Annotated in this window: 15 protein-coding genes; 9 read left to right on the top strand and 6 right to left on the bottom strand. The window is 63.5% G+C overall.

The window, feature by feature from the left end; translation table 11 throughout:
• Positions 1-42: 42 nt before the first annotated feature.
• Positions 43-702 (top strand): YggS family pyridoxal phosphate-dependent enzyme, encoded by a 660-nt coding sequence (locus SJ05684_RS16075; protein WP_034852651.1) that lies wholly within the window; start codon positions 43-45, stop codon positions 700-702.
• Positions 703-868: 166 nt separating this feature from the next.
• Positions 869-2,776 carry an AMP-binding protein gene (locus SJ05684_RS16070; RefSeq protein WP_034852653.1) on the top strand — a complete coding sequence of 636 codons (1,908 nt, stop codon included), beginning with the start codon at positions 869-871 and terminating at the stop codon, positions 2,774-2,776.
• 104 nt (positions 2,777-2,880) lie between these two features.
• Here the strand turns inward: SJ05684_RS16070 and SJ05684_RS16065 are convergent, their stop codons facing one another.
• Positions 2,881-3,579, bottom strand: a complete 699-nt coding sequence (locus tag SJ05684_RS16065) for a DUF1013 domain-containing protein (RefSeq protein WP_034852655.1) — start codon at positions 3,577-3,579, stop codon at positions 2,881-2,883.
• 266 nt (positions 3,580-3,845) lie between these two features.
• On the opposite strand from SJ05684_RS16065, the gene acs reads away from it, so the two are divergent.
• Positions 3,846-5,795, top strand: coding sequence for an acetate--CoA ligase (gene acs, locus SJ05684_RS16060; protein WP_034852657.1), 1,950 nt, complete (start codon positions 3,846-3,848; stop codon positions 5,793-5,795).
• A gap of 112 nt (positions 5,796-5,907) precedes the next feature.
• Here acs and SJ05684_RS16055 read toward each other — a convergent pair whose 3' ends face one another.
• A complete protein-coding gene (locus SJ05684_RS16055; protein WP_034852659.1) occupies positions 5,908-6,108 on the bottom strand; it encodes a DUF1674 domain-containing protein in 201 nt (66 codons plus the stop codon).
• A gap of 180 nt (positions 6,109-6,288) precedes the next feature.
• On the opposite strand from SJ05684_RS16055, the gene htpX reads away from it, so the two are divergent.
• The 4 genes from htpX to purH all read left to right on the top strand — a co-directional run bounded on the left by htpX (position 6,289) and on the right by purH (position 12,390).
• Positions 6,289-7,248, top strand: coding sequence for a zinc metalloprotease HtpX (gene htpX / locus SJ05684_RS16050; RefSeq protein ID WP_034852661.1), 960 nt, complete (start codon positions 6,289-6,291; stop codon positions 7,246-7,248).
• Positions 7,248-8,660, top strand: coding sequence for an RsmB/NOP family class I SAM-dependent RNA methyltransferase (locus SJ05684_RS16045; RefSeq protein WP_095694289.1), 1,413 nt, complete (start codon positions 7,248-7,250; stop codon positions 8,658-8,660). Before htpX ends, SJ05684_RS16045 begins: the two co-directional genes overlap by 1 nt.
• Before the next feature lie 296 nt (positions 8,661-8,956).
• Positions 8,957-10,642 carry a heparinase II/III family protein gene (locus SJ05684_RS16040; RefSeq protein WP_034852694.1) on the top strand — a complete coding sequence of 562 codons (1,686 nt, stop codon included), beginning with the start codon at positions 8,957-8,959 and terminating at the stop codon, positions 10,640-10,642.
• Between the two features lie 137 nt (positions 10,643-10,779).
• Positions 10,780-12,390 (top strand): bifunctional phosphoribosylaminoimidazolecarboxamide formyltransferase/IMP cyclohydrolase, encoded by a 1,611-nt coding sequence (purH, locus tag SJ05684_RS16035; protein WP_034852696.1) that lies wholly within the window; start codon positions 10,780-10,782, stop codon positions 12,388-12,390.
• A 225-nt stretch (positions 12,391-12,615) separates the two neighbouring features.
• On the opposite strand, the gene SJ05684_RS16030 is transcribed toward purH, so the two are convergent.
• Together SJ05684_RS16030 and SJ05684_RS16025 are read right to left on the bottom strand one after the other, a co-directional pair.
• Positions 12,616-14,007 carry an MFS transporter gene (locus tag SJ05684_RS16030; RefSeq protein WP_034852697.1) on the bottom strand — a complete coding sequence of 464 codons (1,392 nt, stop codon included), beginning with the start codon at positions 14,005-14,007 and terminating at the stop codon, positions 12,616-12,618.
• 198 nt (positions 14,008-14,205) lie between these two features.
• Positions 14,206-18,993 (bottom strand): NAD-glutamate dehydrogenase, encoded by a 4,788-nt coding sequence (locus tag SJ05684_RS16025; RefSeq protein WP_034852698.1) that lies wholly within the window; start codon positions 18,991-18,993, stop codon positions 14,206-14,208.
• Between the two features lie 377 nt (positions 18,994-19,370).
• Between SJ05684_RS16025 and pdxY the strand changes: the two genes are divergently transcribed.
• Positions 19,371-20,252 (top strand): pyridoxal kinase PdxY, encoded by an 882-nt coding sequence (pdxY, locus tag SJ05684_RS16020; protein WP_095694288.1) that lies wholly within the window; start codon positions 19,371-19,373, stop codon positions 20,250-20,252.
• 142 nt (positions 20,253-20,394) lie between these two features.
• Positions 20,395-21,042: a carbonic anhydrase gene (locus SJ05684_RS16015; protein WP_034852703.1), complete on the top strand. Its 648-nt coding sequence runs from the start codon at positions 20,395-20,397 to the stop codon at positions 21,040-21,042.
• A 220-nt stretch (positions 21,043-21,262) separates the two neighbouring features.
• On the opposite strand, the gene SJ05684_RS16010 is transcribed toward SJ05684_RS16015, so the two are convergent.
• Together SJ05684_RS16010 and SJ05684_RS16005 are read right to left on the bottom strand one after the other, a co-directional pair.
• The gene (locus SJ05684_RS16010; protein ID WP_034852852.1) at positions 21,263-22,084 is read right to left on the bottom strand and encodes a lytic murein transglycosylase; all 822 of its coding nucleotides are present in this window, start codon (positions 22,082-22,084) and stop codon (positions 21,263-21,265) included.
• Positions 22,085-22,409: 325 nt separating this feature from the next.
• A complete protein-coding gene (locus SJ05684_RS16005; RefSeq protein WP_034852704.1) occupies positions 22,410-23,444 on the bottom strand; it encodes an aspartate-semialdehyde dehydrogenase in 1,035 nt (344 codons plus the stop codon).
• Positions 23,445-23,506 lie beyond the last annotated feature (62 nt).

The raw sequence follows: 23,506 nt of genomic DNA, 5'->3' as shown, positions 1-23,506 counted from the left end.
CTCAGTTGGTAAGCGACACCTCTTTAGCGGAAGGAGCCAGGGATGGAAGTGCAGGAACGGTTGGATGATGTCCTGAGCCGGATTCGCGCGGGCGAAGAGGCGGCGAACCGGCCCGCCCACTCCGTGAGCCTGGTGGCGGTCTCCAAGACCTTCGATGCGGAGGCGATCCGGCCCGTTATCGAAGCCGGACAGCGGGTGTTCGGGGAAAACCGCGTGCAGGAAGCGCAGGGCAAATGGCCCGCGTTGCGTGCGGAAAACCCGGGCATCGAACTGCATCTGATCGGTCCGCTGCAGTCCAACAAGGCCGCTGAGGCCGTTGCGCTCTTCGACGTCATCGAAACGATCGACCGGGAGAAAATCGCGCGTGCCGTCGCCGCCGAAATGGAGCGCCAGGGCCGAAAGCCTCGGCTCTATGTGCAGGTCAACACCGGTCTGGAGCCGCAGAAAACGGGGATTGCGCCGGAGGAGACCGTGGCCTTCGTCGATTTCTGCCGCACCGGGCTCGATCTTGAGGTCGAGGGGCTGATGTGCATTCCGCCGGTCGATGAAAATCCCGGTCCGCACTTCGCTCTGCTTGCGAAGATCGCCGGCCGATGCGGGCTCGAAAGGCTCTCCATGGGGATGTCCGGGGATTTCGAAGCGGCGATCGCCTTCGGCGCCACCAGCGTGCGCGTCGGTTCGGCGATCTTCGGCGCGCGCTGAACAATTCCGGTGTGAAGCAGGAGGCGGGCGGAAAAACCGCAGACACTTTCCTCGCCCTGCTCCGGCCATTCCCCTTTCGTCGGGGTTCACCTTTCCTTCCGCAGGCCTATCCTTCGCGGCGAGGAGCCGGATCCCCGGTCCGGAAGGCGAGTGGAGGAGAACGGATATGGCGAGCCGCTATTCCGAAGTGTATGCCGCATGGAAAGCCGACCCCGAGGGCTTCTGGGCCGAGGCGGCGCAAGCGATCGACTGGTTTGAAGAGCCGCGGCTGATCTTCGATCCCGAGCGCGGGACCTATGGCCGCTGGTTTGCCGACGGTCTCACCAATACCTGCTACAATTGCCTCGATCGCCATATTGCGGCCGGCCGCGGCCAGCAGGCGGCCTTCATCTATGACAGTCCCCTCACCGGCCGGACCGAGACGATCACCTATGAGGGGCTGCTTTCCGACGTGAAAGCGATGGCGGCGGTGTACCGCAAACTCGGCGTCGGAAAGGGCGACCGCATCGTCATCTACATGCCGATGATCCCCGAGGCGGCCGTCGCTATGCTTGCCGCGGCGCGTATCGGCGCCGTCCATTCGGTGGTCTTCGGCGGCTTTGCCGCCAATGAACTCGCAGTGCGCATCGATGATTGCGAAGCCAAGCTCGTCATCTCGGCGAGTTGCGGCCTCGAGCCAGGCCGCACCGTCGCCTACAAGCCGCTGCTCGACCAGGCGATTGAGACCGCTCGGCACAAGCCCGCCCACTGCCTGGTCTTCCAGCGCGAGGTGCTTGCCGCGGAAATGGTGCCGGGCCGCGACATCGACTTTGCAGAGGCGCTCGCGGCGGCAAAGCGGGCCGGCGAAGAGGCGCCCTGTGCTCCCCTCGCCGCCACCGATCCGCTCTACGTGCTTTACACGTCGGGAACGACCGGCCAACCGAAAGGCGTCGTGCGCGACACCGGCGGCCATATGGTTGCGCTCAAATGGTCGATGGAGAACTTTTTCGGCGTTCGGCCGGGCGAGGTCTTCTGGGCGGCTTCGGATATCGGCTGGGTGGTCGGTCACTCCTACATCGTCTATGGGCCGCTTCTCAACGGCAGCACCTCGATCCTATTCGAAGGCAAGCCGGTCGGCACGCCCGATCCGGGCACCTATTGGCGTGTCATCGCCCAACATGGCGTCGCCGTGATGTTCACCGCACCGACGGCACTGCGCGCAATCCGCAAGGATGATCCTGCGGCGTCCCATGTGGCGCGCTATGATCTGTCGCGTTTTCGTGCCTTGTATCTGGCCGGCGAGCGGGCCGATCCCGATACGATCCGCTGGGCCGAGCAGGCGCTCGGTGTCCCGGCCATCGACCACTGGTGGCAGACGGAGACCGGCTGGCCCGTCGCGGGGAATGCCGTCGGACTTGGACTCCTGCCGGTGAAATACGGCTCCCCGGCCGTGCCTTTGCCCGGCTATGACGTGCAGATCCTCGACGACGCCGGCCATCCGGTTGCGGCCGGCACGCTCGGCAACGTCGTGATCAAGCTGCCGCTGCCGCCCGGTTGCCTGCCGACGCTCTGGAACGCCGACGGGCGCTTCCGAGCCGCCTATCTCGATGAATTTCCCGGCTATTACAAGACGGCGGATGCAGGCTATGTCGACGAGGACGGCTATGTCTTCATCATGGCTCGCACCGATGACATCATCAATGTCGCCGGCCATCGTCTGTCGACGGGCGCGATGGAAGAGGTCTGCGCCAGTCATCCGGATGTCGCCGAATGCGCGGTCATAGGCATTGCGGACGCGTTGAAGGGGCAGGTGCCGGCAGGCTTCCTGGTGATCAACTCCAATGTTTCCCGAGAACCGGCGGAGATCGAGAAGGAGGTCATTGGCCTCGTGCGCGAGCGCATCGGACCGGTCGCCGTCTTCCGCACAGCCATATGCGTCAAGCGGTTGCCGAAGACACGGTCGGGCAAGATTCTGCGCGCGACGATCCAGAAGATCGCCGATCGCCAACCCTGGAAAATGCCGGCGACGATCGACGATCCGGCAATCCTCGACGAGATCGCGGAAGTGCTTCACGCCAAGGGGATTGGCATTTAGCGCATTTCAGGTGGCCCGCTGGCGCTAGCCACCTTCTCCCTTCTGCAACAAAAAAACCCGGACGCTTCGATCCGGGGTTTTGCATCTCAGCGACGACGAAGCGATCAATACTCGTCGTCTTCCTCGTCCTTGCGGTCGGATTTCAGCGACTTCAGCTTGGCGAAGACGGCATCGGCGTCGATTTCCTTTTCCTCTTCGCGGTCGAAATCGTAGCCGAGCTTCTCCGTTTCCTGTGCGGCTTCGAGCGTAGCACCCGCCTCGGCGGCCGTTGGCAGCGGCCGGCCCTTGGCGGCGCGCTCGACTTCCAGATCGAGGTCGATCTGTGAGCAGAGGCCGAGCGTCACCGGATCCATCGGTGTCAGGTTGGCCGAATTCCAGTGGGTGCGCTCGCGAATTTGCTCAATCGTCGATTTCGTGGTGCCGACGAGCCGCGAAATCTGGGCGTCCTTCAATTCGGGATGATTGCGCACCAGCCACAGGATGGCGTTCGGCCGATCCTGGCGCTTCGACACCGGCGTGTAGCGCGGGCCCTTGCGCTTCGAATCCGGAACGCGGACCTTGGGCTCGGAGAGCTTGAGTTTGTGGTTCGGATTTGCCTCGCCGCGAGCGATCTCATCGCGCGAAAGTTGACCGGTCGCAATTGGATCAAGCCCCTTGATACCCTGTGCCGATTCGCCGTCGGCAATCGCCTTGACTTCGAGCGGGTGCAGCTTGCAGAGCTGCGCGATCTGGTCGAACGACAGGGCGGTATTGTCAACGAGCCAGACGGCTGTTGCCTTGGGCATAAGCAGTTGCTGAGCCATGGATATAGTCCTTTTGTCCGTCCGCGCCGGTGTCGCGGGCCGTGGAGTCTACCACTGATTTCCGGGAATTCAGCGTTCTATATCGTTCTTGTTTCGAAATTGCAATTCTTCACTTCCAAATGTGCTTTTGTCTAATTGCGGCAGAGCATCGAACTGCTATGAATCGTCGCCAGCGGGCGGCAAAGAACGCCGGCCGGAGCGGAATGCCGGGTTTTCAGCATGCATTCCGCCTCGTAACAGCACCCGAAATGCGCAGGGAGGAAATTATGTCCGTCAAGACCTATCCGGTCCTGGAATCGGCCAAGAGCCGGACACTGCTCGACAACGAGACCTATCTGAAGTGGTACCAGGAGAGCGTCGCGGATCCCGTCGGTTTCTGGGGCAAGCACGGAAAGCGGATCGACTGGTTCGAGCCCTACACCAAGGTCAAGAACACCTCTTTCGAGGGCAATGTCCCGATCAAATGGTTCGAGGACGGGCTCACCAACATTTCCTACAACTGCATCGACCGCCACCTCGAGGAGCACGGTGACAGGACGGCTATCATTTGGGAGGGAGACAACCCCTACCTCGACAAGAAGATCACTTACAACGAGCTCTACGACAAGGTCTGCCGTCTTGCGAACGTGCTCAAGAAGCACGGCGTCAAGAAGGGCGACCGCGTCACCATCTACATGCCGATGATTCCGGAAGCGGCTTATGCGATGCTCGCCTGCGCTCGCATCGGCGCCATCCACTCGGTCGTTTTCGGCGGCTTCTCGCCGGAGGCTCTGGCCGGCCGCATCGTCGATTGCGAATCCACTTTCGTAATCACTTGCGACGAGGGTGTGCGCGGCGGCAAGCCGGTGCCGCTCAAGGAGAACACGGAAAAGGCGATCGACATCGCCGCCAAGCAACACGTCATGGTCGACAAGGTGCTGGTGGTGCGCCGCACCGGCGGAAAGGTTCCGTGGGCATCGGGCCGTGACCTTTGGTTCCACCAGGAGATCGCCACGGTCGAGCCGGACTGCCCGCCGGAGAAGATGAGCGCGGAGGATCCGCTGTTCATTCTCTACACCTCCGGCTCGACGGGCAAGCCGAAGGGCGTGCTGCACACGACGGGCGGTTACCTCGTTTATGCCTCGATGACGCATCAATATGTCTTCGACTACCAGGACGGCGACATCTACTGGTGCACGGCGGATGTGGGCTGGGTGACCGGCCATTCCTACATCGTCTACGGCCCGCTCGCCAACGCCGCGACGACGCTGATGTTCGAAGGCGTGCCGAACTTTCCGGATGCCGGCCGCTTCTGGGAGGTCATCGACAAGCACAAAGTGAATATCTTTTACACCGCGCCGACGGCGATCCGTTCGCTGATGGGCGCCGGAGACGACTTCGTCAAGCGCTCGTCGCGCTCGTCGCTGCGCCTGCTCGGCACGGTCGGCGAGCCGATCAATCCGGAAGCCTGGGAGTGGTACTACCACGTGGTCGGCGATGAACGCTGCCCGATCGTCGATACCTGGTGGCAGACCGAAACCGGAGGCATCCTGATCACGCCGCTGCCGGGTGCGACGGATCTCAAACCCGGTTCGGCGACGCGGCCGTTCTTCGGCGTCCAGCCGCAGCTCGTCGACAACGAAGGCAACGTGCTCGACGGCCCGGCGGACGGCAATCTCTGCATCATTGACAGCTGGCCTGGGCAGATGCGCACGGTCTATGGCGACCACGAGCGCTTCGTGCAGACCTATTTCTCCACCTACAAGGGCAAGTACTTTACCGGCGATGGCTGCCGCCGCGACGAGGACGGCTATTACTGGATCACCGGCCGCGTCGACGATGTTCTCAATGTTTCCGGCCACCGCCTCGGCACGGCCGAGGTGGAGTCGGCGCTTGTGTCCCATCCTCTCGTTTCGGAGGCGGCGGTGGTCGGCTACCCGCATCCGATCAAGGGACAGGGCATTTATTGCTATGTCTCGCTGATGGCGGGGGAAACCGGCAGTGACGAGCTGCGCCAGGAACTCGTCAAGCATGTGCGCTCGGAGATCGGTCCGATCGCCACGCCGGACAAGATCCAGTTCGCCCCGGGCCTGCCGAAGACCCGCTCGGGCAAGATCATGCGGCGCATCCTGCGCAAGATCGCCGAGGACGATTTCGGTTCGCTCGGCGACACCTCGACGCTTGCCGATCCGACGGTGGTGGACGACCTGGTCGCCAATCGCCAGAACCGCGCGTGATCAAAATGTCCGGGCCCTCGTGGGGCCCGGACATTACAGATCAGAAGTTTAGACGGATTCTTCTCCGGCTCCGCGGCAGGCCCGGCGATTGATTCGGGTCCGCAACGATACGTCAGAAATCGATCGCCCTGCCTTTGATTTCCCAGTCGCCGAAGCGCGCCGGGTCCAGTCCGCCGCGGCCGCCGAGTTCCGTCGGCATCGCCTTCGGTTCTGCAGCCAGCCGCCTCTCCTCCGCCTCATTCAGGGCGCGAAGCGCGGCCGGCGGTAGCGGCCGCTTCGGACGATCGGGCGAATTGTCGTTGCTGTTCTGCATGTGACGGCCGGATTTCCCTGACAATATTGAAGAGCCGGTGTTTCATCCCCATCATATAATGGGCTTCCGCTCGCGCGGGAACCCTGATTCACGTGAAACGTTCGTAGCGTATCGGGAAGCGCCGGCCTGCAGCCGCGCTCCCTATCTGCCCGAAGAGAAAAGAACACCTGGAGCCCTTCCATGAACCTCGTGCGCACCGCCATGCTGATTGCTTTCATGACCGTCCTGTTCATGGCCGTCGGCTTCGTCATCGGCGGCAGAGGCGGCATGATGATCGCCCTTGTGATCGCCGCGGCTATGAACTTCTTCTCCTACTGGAATTCCGACCGCATGGTCCTGCGCATGTATCGCGCCCAGGAGGTCGACGAGCGCAGCGCCCCGGAATATTACCGCATCGTCCGTGACCTCGCGAAGAATTCCGGCCTGCCGATGCCGCGCGTCTATGTCATCGACAGTCCGCAGCCGAATGCCTTCGCCACCGGCCGCAATCCCGAGAATGCGGCGGTCGCCGCCTCCACCGGCCTATTGCGGTCCTTGTCCCACCAGGAAGTGGCCGGCGTCATGGCGCATGAGCTGGCGCATATTCAGTATCGCGATACGCTGACGATGACGCTGACGGCGACCCTTGCCGGCGCGATCTCCATGCTCGGCAATTTCGCCTTCTTCTTCGGCGGCAATCGGGACAACAACAATCCGCTGGGCTTCATCGGCGTGCTGATCGCGATGATCGTCGCGCCGCTTGCGGCCGCCCTGGTGCAGATGGCGATCAGCCGCACGCGCGAATATTCCGCCGACCGGCGGGGTGCGGAGATTTGCGGCAATCCGCTCTGGCTCTCCTCGGCACTCGGCAAGATCGCCCGCGCGGCCCATGTGGTCCACAATGACGATGCGGAACGCAATCCGGCGACGGCGCACATGTTCATCATCAACCCTCTCTCGGGCGAGCGGATGGACAATCTCTTTTCGACCCATCCGAACACCGAAAATCGTATCGCGGCGCTCGAGAGAATGGCGCGGGAGATGTCGACGGGCTCGACGGGCACGGGCGGTCCTGATATTGCAGTGCGCAAATCGCGCTCTGTCCCGAGAACCGGCTGGGGTCGCGGTGGTTCCGAACCGCCGAGAGGCCCCTGGTCCTGATGCCTGAAGACAAAAAGAACGATTCACGTCCGAAACGAACCCGATCAAGCAAGCCTTTCGAAAAGGGCGGATCGCGACCAGGTTCTGTCGCGGCGGGCAAGCCCGGGCTGCAGAGCCGCCAGGCGGCCGCCAAGATCCTGGCGGCCGTTGTCGACCGCAAGACGCCGCTCGACGGCATGCTCGATCAGGAGCACGGCAATCCCGCCTATCGCGCCCTGAACGATGCCGACCGGGCGCTCGTGCGCGCCATCCTCAATTCCGCACTCAGGCACCTGCCTCGGATCCGGGCGGCAATTGGTTCGCTTCTGCAGACGTCCCTGCCGGAAGGGGCGCGCGCCCTTGAGCATGTGCTGACCGTTGCCGCCGCGCAAATTCTCTATCTCGATGTTCCCGATCATTCCGCCGTCGATCTGGCGGTCGAACAGGCGCAAGCGGATCCGCGCAACCGTCGCTTCGCGAGCCTCGTCAATGCGGTGCTCCGGCGGCTGTCGCGCGAAAAGGAGGACATTCTCGAGCGGGTGCAAAGCGTTCCGGCAATGCCGGAGTGGTTCCACGAACGGCTCGTCGCGCATTATGGTCGCGGAGAGGCGGACAGGATCGCGGAAGCGCAGCTCATTCCGGCCGCCATCGATCTCACGGTCAAGGCCGACCCCACGTCCTGGGCCGAGCGCCTCGGCGGCACGGTCCTGCCGACGGGCTCGGTCCGGCTCCCGGAGTTCTCCGGGTCGATCCCGTCCTTGGCGGGCTTTGACGAGGGCGCCTGGTGGGTGCAGGACGCAGCCGCTTCGATCCCGGCGCGTCTCTTCGCTGATCTTGCCGGCAAGGCCGTGCTCGATCTTTGCGCGGCCCCGGGCGGCAAGACGGCGCAGCTGATCCTTGCCGGGGCAAGCGTGACGGCGCTCGACCAGTCGTCCAGCCGGCTGCGGCGGCTCCAGGGCAATCTTGCACGGCTCGGCCTCGAAGCCCGGACGAAAGAGATCGACATGGCCGAGTTCCAGCCGGAAGAGCTGTTCGATGCGGCACTCCTCGATGCCCCCTGCTCCTCCACCGGCACGACCCGGCGCCACCCGGACGTGCTCTGGACCAAGGGGCCGGAGGACGTCGAAAAGCTTGCGCGACTGCAGGAAAAGCTGCTGCGCCACGCGCTGACCCTCATCGTGCCCGGCGGAACCGTGGTCTTTTCCAATTGCTCGCTCGATCCGCGCGAGGGCGAGGAAGTGGTCGCGCGCGTCGTCGCCGACGGTCTCTGCGAACGGCAGCCGATCGCCGCGGCCAACTGGCGGGGGCTCGAGGCGGCGATCACCGGGCTTGGCGAGTTCCGTACTACGCCGGCGATGCTGCCGCTGGCCCCTCCCTTTGTCGGCGGGCTCGATGGTTTCTATGCGGCGGTACTGCGTCGAAGCCTCGCCTGAGGCTGGACCTGGCCTCAGGCACGGAACTCGGGCCCGATTCTCAAAAGGCCCATGCGTAGATTCATAGCCTTTGGGCATTCAGAAGGCCGCATGGCGCTGTCACCCGTCAACAACCTGTTTCGCCGCGACGATTGACGCTTCCCGGCCATGCGCCTAACAATGGCACATAGATTGATAAAATTTTAATAATTTCCAAGCCGAATCAGACCCAGAAGGGGATTCTGGCTCAACGGGGCTAGTGCCGCTCGCGCGCCTGAAAGGGTCCGTTGCATCAACGAGGAAACCGACGGGCGCCGATGCTGTTTTCCAGTGAACGAAGGCTCCTCTACCTGTATCTGCGCGAAGGTTGGCGCCGCGTTTCGCGCGGGCTTTCGCTCGGGCGGATGTCGGCGCTCCGCTTTGCTGGCTCGACGCCCGATCGCCTGATCGTTGCTCCGACGGATCTGAGAGCCATCGATCCCTTCGTGGCCGAGGAGATTCTTCAGGGTCGCTACCCGCTTGGCGGCCGTGCGCTCGACACCGAGGGTGATTCGCCCTTCGAGATCGATCTGCCGTCACGCGCCTTCGCAACCAAGTTGCATTCCTTCGCCTGGCTGCGCCATCTTCGCGCCGTGCGGGACGAATCCGGATTCGTGAGGCTGCGGCAGATCATCGAGGACTGGATGGCCACCCACGGCCGAAACATCGGCGGAGTCTCGTGGGAAGCGGATGTGGTCGCGCAGCGCATCATCGCCTGGCTGTCGCACTCGCCGGTGGTGCTGCGCAACGCCGAGCGCGGTTTCTATCGCCGCTTCCTGAAATGCCTGGCCTTGCAGGTGCGGTATCTCCGGCATATCGCCGAGACCCTGCCCGACGGCGAGGCGCGGCTTCGGGTGCGCATCGCGCTTGCCGTGGCCTCCGTGTCCATGCCCGCCTCGGCTTCGGTGATTCGCAAGGCGTCGCAGCGCCTGGATATCGAGCTCGATCGTCAGGTCCTTCCAGACGGCGGCCATTTCTCCCGCAATCCGCGGGCCGGGCTCGAATTGTTGCTCGACCTGCTGCCGCTGCGACAGACCTATGTCAATCTCGGCCACGACGTGCCGTCACGGTTGATTCCCTGCATCGACCGGATGTATCCGGCGCTGCGGTTCTTTCGTCACCAGGGCGGCGAGCTGGCGCTGTTCAATGGTGCCACCTCGGCACTCGCCCACGAGCTCGCCTCGGTTCTGCGCTATGACGAAACGGCGGGCGAACCGTTCCGTTCGTTGCCGCACATGCATTTCGAGCGGCTTGCGCTTGGCGATACCGCCATCATCATGGATACGGGCCGTCCGCTTTCGGTCGACCTGTCGCGCACGGCCCACGCGGGCTGCCTCTCCTTCGAAATGTCCTCGGGGCGGAACCGTTTCATCATCAATTCCGGCGCACCGAAATTCGCCGGCGAACGATTCCGCCAGATGGCGCGTGCAACCGCCGCCCACTCGACGGTGACCGTCAATGACACCTCTTCGTTGCGCTTCTCGAAATCGAAATTCCTCGGACCCATTATGACGAGTGGGCTGCCACGGATCGTCGTCGAGCGAAAGGACGAGCCCGGTGTGATCGACGCCGTCAGGGCGAACCATGACGGCTATCTCGCGCCGTTCGGCCTGGTGCACGAGCGCGACATCGGGATCTTGAACGGCGGCCGGCTCATCCGCGGCCGCGACCGGCTTTCGCAGGAGGATGGGCACGAGCCGGATGCGGCCCATGCCGCGGTCGCTGTTGCCCGTTTTCATATCCATCCTTCGATCGGCCTGCGCCGGCACAGCGAGAGCGAGATCTATCTCAGCGCGCCCGACGGCGAGGGTTGGCTCTTTGCCTGCCGCGACGGCGAGCTGGCGATCGAGGAGGACGTCTTCTTCGCCGATCCCTCCGGCATTCGAACCTCGTCGCAGATCACCGTCACCTTCACCGTGGGATCACAGCCGGAAATCCAGTGGACGTTGACCCGCGAGGGGTAGGAAAGAGCGTGCACGCTATTTTCTCTTGCGTGCCGCGCGACGGTTTCTTCCCGTGGGAAGCTGTGCTAACGGGCAGCCATCCCAACCGCCGGAACCGTTCTCTGCAGGCGTCCGGCGCTGCCAAAGGAGCAAGGTTGATGGCTGTCGCCTCCAAGAAAATCCCCGCCCCGAACGAGGTTCTGATCAAAACCGCCCTGCTCTCGGTCTCCGACAAGACAGGCGTTGTCGAGCTCGCCAAGGCTCTGCACGAGAAGGGCATCCGGCTGGTTTCGACCGGCGGCACCCACAAGGCGATTTCCGCAGCCGGGCTTCCCGTCAGCGACGTTTCGGAACTGACCGGCTTTCCGGAGATTATGGACGGCCGGGTCAAGACGCTTCACCCGAATGTCCATGGCGGGCTGCTTGCCATTCGCGACGACGCCGAACACATGGCGGCCATGGGTGAGCACGGAATCGCGGCCATCGACCTTGCCGTCATCAACCTCTATCCCTTCGAAGAAGTGCGCGCAGTCGGCGGCGACTATCCGACGACGGTCGAGAATATCGACATCGGCGGCCCGGCCATGATCCGCGCTTCGGCCAAGAACCACGCCTATGTGACGATCGTCACCGACCCGGCCGATTACCCGCTGCTTCTCGAGGAGATTGCCGACGGCACCACGCGCTACGCCTTCCGCCAGAAGATGGCGGCCAAGGCCTATGCTCGCACCGCCGCTTACGATGCGGCGATCTCCAACTGGTTCGCAGAAGCGCTCGACACGCCCATGCCGCGCCACCGCGTGATCGGCGGCGTGCTCAAGGAGGAGATGCGCTACGGCGAAAACCCGCACCAGAAGGCTGGCTTCTACGTGACCGGCGACAAGCGCCCCGGTGTCGCGACCGCAAGCCTCCTGCAGGGCAAGCAGCTCTCCTACAACAATATCAACGACACGGACGCGGCCTTCGAGCTGGTCGCCGAATTCCTGCCGGACAAGTCGCCCGCCTGCGCGATCATCAAGCACGCCAATCCCTGCGGCGTCGCCACCGCGCCGACCCTTGTCGAGGCTTATCGGCGGGCGCTCGCCTGCGATTCGACCTCGGCCTTTGGCGGCATCATCGCCCTCAATCAGGAGCTTGATGCGGAAACGGCCGAGGAGATCGTCAAGCTCTTCACCGAGGTGATCATCGCACCATCCGTCAGCGACGATGCAAGGGCGATCATTGCCCGCAAGCCGAACCTCCGCCTGCTTGCGGCCGGCGGTCTGCCGGATCCGCGCGTGCCTGGCCTTTCCGCCAAGACGGTGGCCGGCGGTCTTCTCGTGCAGACACGCGACAACGGCATGGTCGAGGATCTGGAGCTGAAGGTGGTGACCGAGCGGGCGCCGACCGCGCAGGAGCTCGAGGACATGAAATTCGCCTTCAAGGTGGCTAAGCACGTGAAGTCGAACGCCGTCGTCTACGCCAAGGACGGCCAGACCGCCGGCATCGGCGCCGGACAGATGAGCCGCGTCGATTCCGCCCGCATCGCCGCCGTCAAGGCGGAGGAAGCGGCCAAGGCACTGGGTCTCGCCGCGCCGTTGACCCGCGGCTCCGCCGTCGCCTCCGAGGCCTTCCTGCCCTTCGCCGACGGACTGCTCTCGGCGATTGCCGCCGGCGCCACCGCCGTCATCCAGCCGGGCGGCTCGATGCGCGACGACGAGGTAATCGCCGCGGCAAACGAGCACGATGTGGCGATGGTGTTCACGGGGATGCGGCACTTCCGGCATTGAGCGGGCGGCTGATATCGTGAAGGTCGCGACGCTGGGCGTTGCGTTGGAATCGATCGGCGTCAAAGAGACGCACGGCCTACATGTGCCGACTGCCCTCTTCTCCCCGAGATCCTCGGGCTTGACTGGCTCGACCTGGCTCGAGGATGCCTGATGGAGGGAATGGGCGAGAAACCGCTCTATCCACTCGGGTATCCTCAAAAACCCGTCTGGCTCCCCGACGGCCTCTCACTCGGGGCGATGCGCCGGATAGGGCGTTCGCAGGAGGATGGCGAGGCCGACGGCGAGGAAGGCGACCAGCGCCATCATGCCGATCCGCGCCGAACCCGTCAGCACCGTGATCGTCGCCACGGAGGCCGGCGCCAGGAACGAGGTGGCCCGCCCGGAGAGCGCGTAGAGCCCGAAATAGCGCCCGGCCTCGTCGAGCGCGACGCTGCGGGCGAGATAGGAGCGCGACGAGGCCTGCACCGGGCCGAAGGCGATGCCGACGAGCACGCCGTAGAGGATATAGGCCTTCTCGGCGGCGGTGCCGAAGAGCCCGCCCGTATCCTCGGTCGGCAGCGTCATCAGTCCGAAGAGCGTGAAGCCGGGGCCGGTCGAGACGATACCGAGCGTGGCAAGGGTGAGGCAGACGAGGCTGGCGATGACGATCGCCTTCGAGCCAACCCGCATGTCGAGCCGGCTGGCATAGAAGCAGCCGAAGATCGCGATCACGTTCAGGATGATGCCGTAGAGGCCGAGTTCCATCGTCTGCCAGCCGAACATGCCGGCGGCAAAGGCGCCGCCAAGCGCGATCAGGCCGTTGACGCCGTCCTGATAGATCATACGCCCGACCAGGAAGCGCAATATACCTGCCCGCTTTCTGAGCTCCCCAAGCGTTCCCTTGAGCTCCCTGAGCCCCGTCACCGTCGCCTTTGCGAGCGAATTCGTCGCCCTGCCCGCATCCGGGGTGAACAGGAACATCGGCAGGATGAAAATCAGGTACCAGGCCGCCGCGATCGGGCCGGTAATGCGGGCATCCTCGCCCTTTGCCGGATCGAGGCCAAAGAGCGGGTCGAGGCCGAGTGCCGTCTTGCCCGTCTGCGGGTTGCCGGCAAGGAGCGCGACGACGGCGATCAGCACGATCATGCCGCCGAGATAGCCGAGCCCCCAGGCGATGTTGGAGATTCGCCCCACGTCTTTCTCGCTGACGAGACGCGGCATCATCGAATCGTTGAAGACGATGGAGAATTCGGCGGCGACGGTCGCCAGCGCGAGGAGGATGGCCGAATAGAGGAGCGGCGAGCCGGGCACGGCAAACCAGAGCATCGCCAGCGAGACGATTTTGATCGCGGCGAAGGCGCCGATCCACGGTTTGCGCGGCCCAGTCGCGTCGGCGAGGGCGCCAAGCACCGGCGAGAGCAAGGCGATGACGATCCCGGAAACGGCGAGGGTATAGCCCCAGATCGCCTGCCCCTCGGCGGGGTTGGCCGCAAGCCGGGAGACGAAATAGGGCGCGAAGATGAAGGTTGTGATAACGGTAAAGAAGGGCTGCGCAGCCCAGTCGAACAGCATCCAGCCGGCAATGCCGAGGCGCGAGGCCCTTCGCTGTTCCACTGCTTGTGCAGCCGCGATCTCCAACTTTCTTCTCCCACCCGTTCCAGCATGTTTCTGAGACCAAGACATGCGGCAATTCAAGAGCGCCACAGCGGCTTTGTGCGTCCGTAAAGACGCGCCGCTGCGAGGCCCGTTCACGCCTGCGGCGGATCGGGCCACGCGAATGCGCTTCAAGCCGGAACGGAATCAGTCCCCCGGGCAACGAAGCCCGGAGGGACTGTGTCATTTCGCCCTGCCGCGTGCAAGGTCGCTGAGAAGGCCGGCTGCCACCGCGATCTTAGCGAGCGTGGTCTCACCCTTTTCGGTTAGCAGCCTCAGTTGATCGCGGACGCTTAAGACGTGTTCGCGATCCTGCTCCTCCCATGCCAGAACAGGGTTCCGCTCCCCTTTGTGCTCGACAAGGGCGGTTATCGTGATGTCGCGGCGGGCGGTGGCGATGTCGGCAACGGCGCGCGATAGCGCCATCGCCTCGAATTGCTCGACGGCGGGTACACGGTCGGCGGCGGCCAGCAGGCGGTTGATCCGGAGATTTTCCGTGACGGCGAAATAGCCTTGGGCCGTTCGGTTCAGCGGTTCGCCCGTCTCAGTGGCGATCTGCATGATCTCCGGCACCAGTGTCATCAGCGATAGTTCGGCGATCTCTGTGGCGAGCTTGGCCGGCACGCCGCTCTCGATGAAGGCGGTCGTCTTCAGCTGTGCCTCCTCGGCGCTCTCGCTGGAAATCGCTGCGCGTGTCGTGGCACGGAGCTTTTGCAGGCCGTCCCTGAGGCGCTGAACCGCCTCGGTGACCAATCCCTCTGCGGCGCGCGTGCGCAGCGCTCGTTCGGTCACGAGCGCGAATACCCGTCCGACTTCCTGATACAGCCGGTTCTGGACGCCGCCGCTGATCTTGTTGTCGAGGGCATCGATCTCGCCGTAGATTCGCGGCAGGTCGAAGCCGTCGAGTGCCAATACGGCTGCCTTGACGACGTCGGCGGGCAGGAAGCCGGTCGCGTCCGTGAGCGTCGAGATGAAGGCCGGGCCGCCGCGGTTGATCGCCTCGTTTGCGAGCATCGTCGCGATGATCTCGCGGCGCAGTCGATGACCCCGGATCTCGCTGGCATAGGTCTTGCGCATCTTTACCGGGAAGTAGCGCTCGAGCGTCGCGGTGAAATAGACATCGTCCGGAAGATCGCTCTTGATCAGTTCATCGAACAGCACGAGCTTCGCATAGGAGAGCAGGACGCCGATCTCGGGCCGCGTCAGCGGCTTGCCCGCCTGGTAGCGCTCGAGCATGGTCTGATCCGTCGGCAGGGTCTCCACCTTTCGGTTGAGGTGACCGTCGGCCTCGAGTCGTTCCATCAGCCGCGCCAGCGGCGTGCGGTTTGAAAGGCCCTGCATCTCCGTCAGCGATATCGCGAGCGATTGCTGATAGTTGTTGCGGAGCACCAGGTGGGCCACCTCGCTGGTCATTGCGGCAAGCAGCGTGTTGCGCTTGGGCCGAGTGAGGCGTCCGTCGCGCATGGCCGAGGCGAGCGCAATCTTGATATTGACCTCGACGTCGGAGGAATTGACGCCCGCCGAATTGTCGATCGCGTCGGAATTGCAGCGCCCGCCATTCAGCGAATAGCCGATGCGGCCCTTTTGGGTGACGCCGAGATTGGCGCCTTCGCCGATCACCCGGGCGCGCACCTCTTCCGCCGAAATGCGGATCGGGTCGTTGGCGCGATCGCCGACCTCGGCATCCGTCTCGTTGCTGCCGCGCACATAGGTGCCGATGCCGCCGAACCAGAGAAGGTCGACCGAGCTCTTCAGAATGGCATTCATGATCTCGAAAGGTGTTGCCTTCTGTCTGTCGATGCCGATCGCCGCCATGGCCTCGGGCGTCAGCGTCACCAGCTTGTCGGCGCGGGAAATGATCATGCCTCCCGGCGAAAGCGCCCTGCGGTCGTAATCCTGCCAGCTTGAGCGCGGCAGGTCGAACATGCGCTTGCGCTCGGCGAAGGAGAGATCGGTATCCGGATTCGGATCGATGAAAATGTCGCGATGATCGAAGGCGGCGATCAGCCGGATTTTTTCCGAGAGCAGCATGCCGTTGCCGAAGACGTCGCCCGACATGTCGCCGACGCCGGCCACGGTGAAGGGCGTCGTCTGGATGTCGATGTCCATCTCGCGGAAGTGCCGCTTGACCGCCTCCCAGGCGCCGCGGGCGGTAATCCCCATCTTCTTGTGGTCGTAGCCGGCCGAACCGCCGGAGGCGAAGGCGTCGTCGAGCCAGAAGTCCGCCTCCTGCGCCAGCGCATTTGCGATGTCCGAGAAGGTAGCGGTTCCCTTGTCGGCCGCGACGACGAAATAGGGGTCGTCGCCATCGAGCCGCACCGTGTCCTCAGGCGGGACCACATCCGGGCCGACGATGTTGTCGGTCACCGACAGAAGGCTGCGAATGAAGGTCTTGTAGGCCTCCGTCCCGGTCCTGAAGATTTCGTCGCGGGTACCGCCGGCGGGAAGCTGTTTCGGGTAGAAACCACCTTTGGCGCCCACGGGGACGATGACCGCGTTCTTCACCTGCTGCGCCTTGACGAGGCCCAGCACCTCGGTGCGGTAGTCCTGCGCCCGATCGGACCAGCGAAGCCCGCCGCGCGCCACCTTGCCGAAGCGAAGGTGTACACCCTCGACTTCGGTGCCGTAGACGAAAATCTCTCGGAAGGGGCGGGGTTCCGGCAGGCCCTCGAGCGCCTTCGGATCGAGCTTGAAGGCGAGGACTGGCCGCGGCCTGCCTTCCGCATCCTTCTGAAAATAATTAGTCCTGAGCGTCGCCTGAATCGCATTGACGTAGCGGCGCAGGATGCGGTCCTCGTCGAGGCTCGGCACGGCCGAGAGCGCCTCCTCGATTGCGGCCAGCAGGGCGTTGGTCTTCTTCAGACGCGCCTTCACCTCGAGCTTCGGGTCGAGCCGCGTCGTAAACAGGCGGAAGATGTCGGCGGCAATCGCCGGGTACTTGTTCAGTGTGTCGGCTATGTAGCCTTGCGAATAGGTGATGCCCGCCTGGCGCAGATAGCGCGCATAGCTGCGCAGCACCGTTACTTCCCGGGCGGTCAGTCCCGCCAAAAGGACCAGCCGGTTAAAATTGTCGTCCTCGATCGTGCCGTCCCAGGCGGCGAGGAAAGCCTCCTCCAGCGCCACGCCGGCCTTGGCAAGGTTGACCGCATGTCCGTCGCGATGCAGGAGCTCCATATCGTGCAGCACCACATTGCACTGCTCCTGGCCATGGGCGCGCAGGCCGATATCGTAGGTCTGCTCGCTGATCACCCGGAAACCGAGATTTTCGAGCAGCGGCACGCGGCGGGAGAGCGAAACCGGGTGGTTTGCGTGGAAGATCTTCAATTCCAGCGCATCCGGCCTTTCGCCATGACGGTGGTAGAAGGAGATGCGGATCGGGTCGTCGCTCTTGCAGGCCGACATATCGCCAAGGTCGGCATAGGCTTCGGCGGGCGTGAAGGCGGCCTGATAGGCCTCCCCGGCGGAAAGCTCGATGCCTTCGTTGCGGGCGAGCAGGTTGAAGCGGTCGATCCAGCGCGTGACGATGGTGCGCACCGCATCTTCGAGCTTGGCCTGCGGGACGCGTGGCGTCTTGCCGCCCGAGCGGCCGATGATGAAGTGCACGCGCGCCAGCCCCCCTTCCGGGAAGGCGGGATAATAGGCGGACACCCGGCCGTCATAGACGGTTTTGAGGTAATCGCCGATCTTCTCGCGGACGCTGGAATCATATTGTTCGCGCGGGACGAATATGATGACAGAGACGAACCGATCGAAATGGTCGATGCGCGGCAGGACGCGCACCCGCGGCCGGTCGCCGAGCTCGTTCATCTGTTCGCAGAAGGCGGCCAGAAGCCCGACATCGATCTGGAAGAGATCGTCGCGCGGGTAGGATTCCAACGTATTCGCCAGGGTCTTGCCCGAGTGGCTCTGCGGGTCGTAACCGAAATGGTCGATGATCTTCTCGATCTTGTGTCGGAGGAGCGGAATCTCCGCCGCCTGGCGGGTGTAGGCGGTCGAGGTGAAGAGGCCGACGATGCGCAACTCGCCGATGACATTGCCGGACGCGTCGAAGCGCTTGACGCCGATGTAATCCATGTAGGCGCGGCGGTGCACGACCGACTTCATATTCGCCTTGGTAACGATCAGGAAGTCCGGACCTTCGAGAAAGGCGAGGATCTCCGGCGTGGTGAAGACGGCGTCGTTGCCCTGCCTGAGGACGCGTACCTCCGGATTGGAGAGGATGCCGAGGCCCCTGCCCTTGCCGCGCTCGACCGTCGCATTCTCGCCCTTGCCGGAATAGGTGTATTCGCGCATGCCGAGGAAGGTGAAGTTGTTGTCCCTTAGCCAGCGAAGGAAGGCGAGCGCCTCGTCACGATCGCTCTTCTTGCGCGAGGCGTTGTAGTCCTCGAGCTCGCGCATGACCTGGTCGAGCAGCGCCGTCATGGCCGGCCAGTCGTGCACGGCTTGATGCACCTGCTCCAGGACGTCGGTGATGCGCTTGCTGAGCGAGCGCTCCTCGATCGGTGTCAGCTTGCCGAGGTGGATCTGGATATGGCTGACGCGATGCGCCGGATCGCTTTCCTCTTCCGGATCGAAAAGTTTGACCGGCTTGCCCGGTTTCATGAGGAGGATCGGGTGGATGGCAAGGTGAATGTCGCGATGGGTGCTCGTCACCTCGCCCATGACCGAGTCATAGAGGAACGGCATGTTGCGCTCGGTGATCGCGATGATCGAAACCTCGCTGCCGCCCGGCGCGACTCCGGGCACCGTTTCCACCGAAACCTGCGGCTTGCCACCGTCCCAGCGGGCCAGTTCCTTGCGGGCATGCGCGGCGGTCAAGGCCAGCATATCTGGCGAATAAAGGTCCAGGTCGTCGTTGCTCGCGCCCCCGAAGAGGATCTCCGGCGGCAGTGTGTCGATTCCGATCTTGCCCACCGCTGCCCGGGCGGCATCGATATGCCGATCCCGCTTCGGATTGTATTTCACACCCATGAAGTCGCTCCCCAAATATGATAGACGAACCTATCAGAACCATGGCCGATGGCGATCGTTTTATGATGGATTTGGGCAAAATCGAGCCTATTTTTGGAGAATTTCACGCAGAATAGACCTAAATCCATTTAAATCGGGCGCGGTTTTGCAGATTTTTCTCCAAAAACAGCGCGAACGAGCGAAAACGCCGGGCATGACCGAACTCGGCTTCCGGCCCGATCAACATCCCGTTGACAGGGCCACGGCAGTCGGCGATCACAGCCACAACGTCACGCGTTCGCTCAGACGCGGAAAGGTCGCTGCAGCACTTTGAACTACGACCTGTCTATAATCGACGTCCGCAGACATGCAGTAGAACAGAGCCCAAGGATCGCCCGATGCCTGAAATTCCTGCCGCGCCTGGCGCCGTCATCGTCATATCCAGTCACGTGGTCCGCGGCACGGTCGGCAACCGCGCGGCGGTTTTCGCACTGGAGACGCTCGGGCACAGGGTCTGGGCGCTGCCTACGGTCATTCTGTCATGGCATCCCGGTCATGGCCGCGCGACGCGGGTGACGATGCCGGAGGCGGAATTCCAGTCGATCGTCGACGATATCATCGATGCGCCCTGGATCGGCGAAGTGCGGGCGGTTCTTTCCGGCTATCTCGGTACGGCTGGGCAGGCCGAGGGAGTCGCACGACTGGTGACGGCGCTCAAGCACCGCAATCCCGATCTTCTCTACGCTTGCGATCCGGTGATCGGCGATGCGAACGGGCTCTATATCCCGGCCGAGATCGCCGCCGCCGTTCGCGACCGGCTGCTGCCGCTTGCGTCATTGGCGACGCCGAACCGTTTCGAACTTTCCTGGCTGGCGGGTGCGGAACTCGACTCGAATGCGGCGATCCTCGAAGCGGCACTCGGGCTCGGGCCGCCGCGGGTGCTCGTCACATCGGCGGTCGCGATGATGAACGGCGGCACGGGCAATCTCTATCTGTCCGGTCGTCATGCCCTGCTTGCGGAGCATCGGCTGGTGGAAAATCCGCCGAACGGTGCGGGGGACCTGCTCGCGGCCGTCTTTCTTGCGCGGCTCCTGCAGGGTCTTTCCGAGGAGCGCGCCCTGCAGATGGCCACCGCCAGCGTATTCGAGGTCATTGCGCGCACCGCCAAGCGCGGCGCCGACGAGCTGACGCTCGAACAGGACGCCCCGAGCCTGGCGACGCCGATGGCGATGGTGCAGATGCGCCGCCTCATGCATCCGGGCCAAATGCGACGGAAATAGGCGGGGCGGGCACAAAAGAATTGGCTCATGAAGATTATTTACCCTTTCGGGCACGCAAAGCGCGCTGTAACACTTCGACGCTCCATGGTACCCGAGAGGCCATGGAACAATGATCGATGCAGTGGATGACACGGGGTAACTGATGGAGAAGCAGAGCTTTCCGGAACATCTCCTGACCGGCTACCGCAATTTCATGGGGGGCCGTTTCAGCGAACAGCAGCAACGCTATCGGACGCTCGCCGAGAGCGGACAGAAGCCGACGACGATGGTGATCGCCTGTTGCGATTCTCGCGCCGCGCCGGAGACAATCTTCGACAGCGGGCCGGGGGAGCTCTTCGTCGTCCGCAATGTTGCGAATATGATGCCGCCCTACGAGCCGGACGGGCACTATCACTCGACCTCCGCCGCTCTGGAATTTGCCGTCCAGTCCCTGCGCGTCAGCGACATCGTGATCATGGGCCACGGTCGTTGCGGCGGCATCAAGGCGGCGCTCGACCCGGATGCGGAGCCGCTCTCTCCCGGCGATTTCATCGGTCGCTGGATGCACCTGCTGAAGCCCGCTGCCGAACAGATCCAGAGCAACGAGTGCATGACCCCAGCGGAACGCCAGCGGTCGCTCGAGCGCGTGTCGATCCGCAATTCGGTGGCCAATCTGAGGACCTTTCCTTGCGTGCAGGTTCTCGAGGCCAAGGGCAAGCTGCGGCTCCATGGCGCGTGGTTCGATATCTCGACCGGCGAGCTTTGGGTCATGGATGCGAAGACCGGCGATTTCGCCCGGCCCGGATTGTGAGCAAGGAAGCCGTTCCATTCGAGCTTGGCGCATCGGCCCAAAATCGGATCCGATTTTGGAAAGCTCGATCGCGCAGGTTTGCGCGTCTGAAAAGACGTACGACGTTGTAGCGTCTCATCACGATAAGCGGCTATTTCCGCGGGCCTCCTCGCCCCGCTTGCGGGGAGAGGGTGGCCGGCAGGCCGGATGAGGGGAAAATCGCCCCCGGGATCGGTTCCTCTCAGTCGCCGTCGATCTCGGAGGCGATGATGGCGATCGCCTGCTGGTAGACGCTGGCGGCGTTCCAACCCTGGATGGCGACGAAGTTCGGCTCGCCGGGCCGGTAGCCGGCGCCCGGCTGCCATCCATGCCCGCGCAGGAAGTTCGCGGTCGAGGCCAGCGCGTCCGTCTTGGAGCGGACCATGTCGATATGTCCGTCGCCGTCGCCATCGACACCATATCTCAGCACGTTCAGCGGCAGGAACTGCGTCTGACCGATTTCGCCATGCGCGGCGCCGCGGGCAGAGGGGCTCAGGTCGCCGCGGCCGACAAGCTGCAGGGCAGCGTAGAGCTGTTCGGTGAAATAGGCGGAGCGGCGGCAGTCATAGGCCAGGGTGGCCACGGCGGACAGCGTGTGTTCCTTGCCGAGGAACGAGCCAAAGCCGGTCTCCATGCCCCAGATGGCGATCAGCGGACCGGCCGGGACACCGTAGCGCCGTTCGATCGAGTCGAAGAGCTTGGCATTCTGCGCGCGCATCTTCCTGCCGCGCGAAATGATCACCTGACCACCCCGCTTCTGCATGAACTGGTCGAGCGAGAGCTTGAAGCTCTTCTGCCCTCGGTCGGCGCGAATGGTTGCCCGGCTGTAGGAAACGCCGCTGAGCGCCTGGTCTAGCACCGATTGGCTGATGCCGTTGCCGGCGGCCTCGCGCTTGAACTCTTGCACCCAGGCCGAAAACCGGCCGCCGTCATTGCCGCATTGCGCCGCGAAAGCGGCCGCGGGAAGGACCGCCATTGAGATGAGGGCCGCGAGCCCCGCCGCTGTGCGCTTCATCCTGTACATAAGATACCCCGTGATTGCCCGTCTGTTGTGTCCAAGAAAATGCTGAAACCGGCCGGCCTGGCCGTCTTCCGGAACGGCCATGGTTTCACGTGAATCCATGGCCGGCCCAATTCTACGGCGCCGCCCGTCCTGTCAGACGCGCAAAAGTCGCCATAGGCTTTGAATTGCTGCATGTCTTTGCCTTCAAATCGAGGTCGATTTGAGGAGACATGCAGTGCAAGCTGGAGCGGGAGGCGCAAGGAGAATTGCCGGCCTTCCCCGCTCTGCCATATTTCGCACGCCCATCCGGTCCATGCGATCCGGGCGGGGGTCGTGACTCGTCGCCTCAGGCAGCTTTGCTGCGCGGCCTGATCAGGCCGCGATTGACCAAAAGCTCGGCAATCTGGACGGCATTGAGTGCCGCACCCTTGCGCAGGTTGTCGGAGACGATCCACATGTTGAGACCGTTCTCGACGGTTGCGTCCTCGCGGATGCGCGAGATGTAGGTCGCGTCTTCGCCGGCGCATTCATAGGGCGTCACGTAGCCGCCGTTCTCGCGCTTGTCGACGACCAGGCAACCCGGTGCCTCGCGCAAGATTTCGCGCGCCTCCTCTGCGGTGATTTCCTTTTCGAACTCGATATTGACCGATTCCGAATGGCCGATGAAGACCGGAACGCGCACGGCCGTGCAGGTCACCTTGATCTTCGGGTCGAGCATCTTCTTCGTTTCGGCGAGGACCTTCCACTCTTCCTTGGTGTAGCCGTCCTCCATGAAGACGTCGATATGCGGAATGACGTTGAAGGCGATGCGCTTGGTGAACTTCCTGCTCTCGATCGGATCGGCCACGAAGACAGCGCGCGTCTGATTGAAGAGTTCGTCCATGCCGTCCTTACCGGCACCGGAAACCGACTGATAGGTTGAGACCACCACGCGCTTGATCGTAGCGTGGTCGTGCAGCGGCTTCAGCGCGACGACGAGCTGGGCGGTCGAGCAATTCGGGTTGGCGATGATGTTCTTCTTGGTGAAGCCGGAGATCGCATCCGGATTGACCTCCGGCACGATCAGCGGCACCTCGGCGTCGTAGCGCCACGCGGAGGAGTTGTCGATCACGACGCAGCCCTGCTGACCGATCTTCGGCGAGTATTTCAGCGAAACCGCGCCGCCGGCCGACATCAGGCATATGTCCGTATCGGAGAAATCATAGGTTTCGAGATTGGAGACCTTCAGCGTCTTGTCGCCGTAGGAGACCTCGGTGCCGATGGAACGCGAGGAGGCGAGCGCCACAACCTCTGCTGCAGGAAACCCACGTTCTGAAAGGATGTTCAGCATTTCCCGGCCGACATTGCCGGTGGCGCCTGCGACTGCAATCTTGAAACCCATGATCAAAGCTCTCTTTCTGTCTCTCCTCGTCTGGTGGAGGGGAGCCGCGCGGTTCCGCCCGC

The sequence above is a fragment of the Sinorhizobium sojae CCBAU 05684 genome, from assembly GCF_002288525.1.
GTDB lineage: Bacteria > Pseudomonadota > Alphaproteobacteria > Rhizobiales > Rhizobiaceae > Sinorhizobium > Sinorhizobium sojae.
This window is presented reverse-complemented; position numbering and strand designations above follow the sequence as displayed.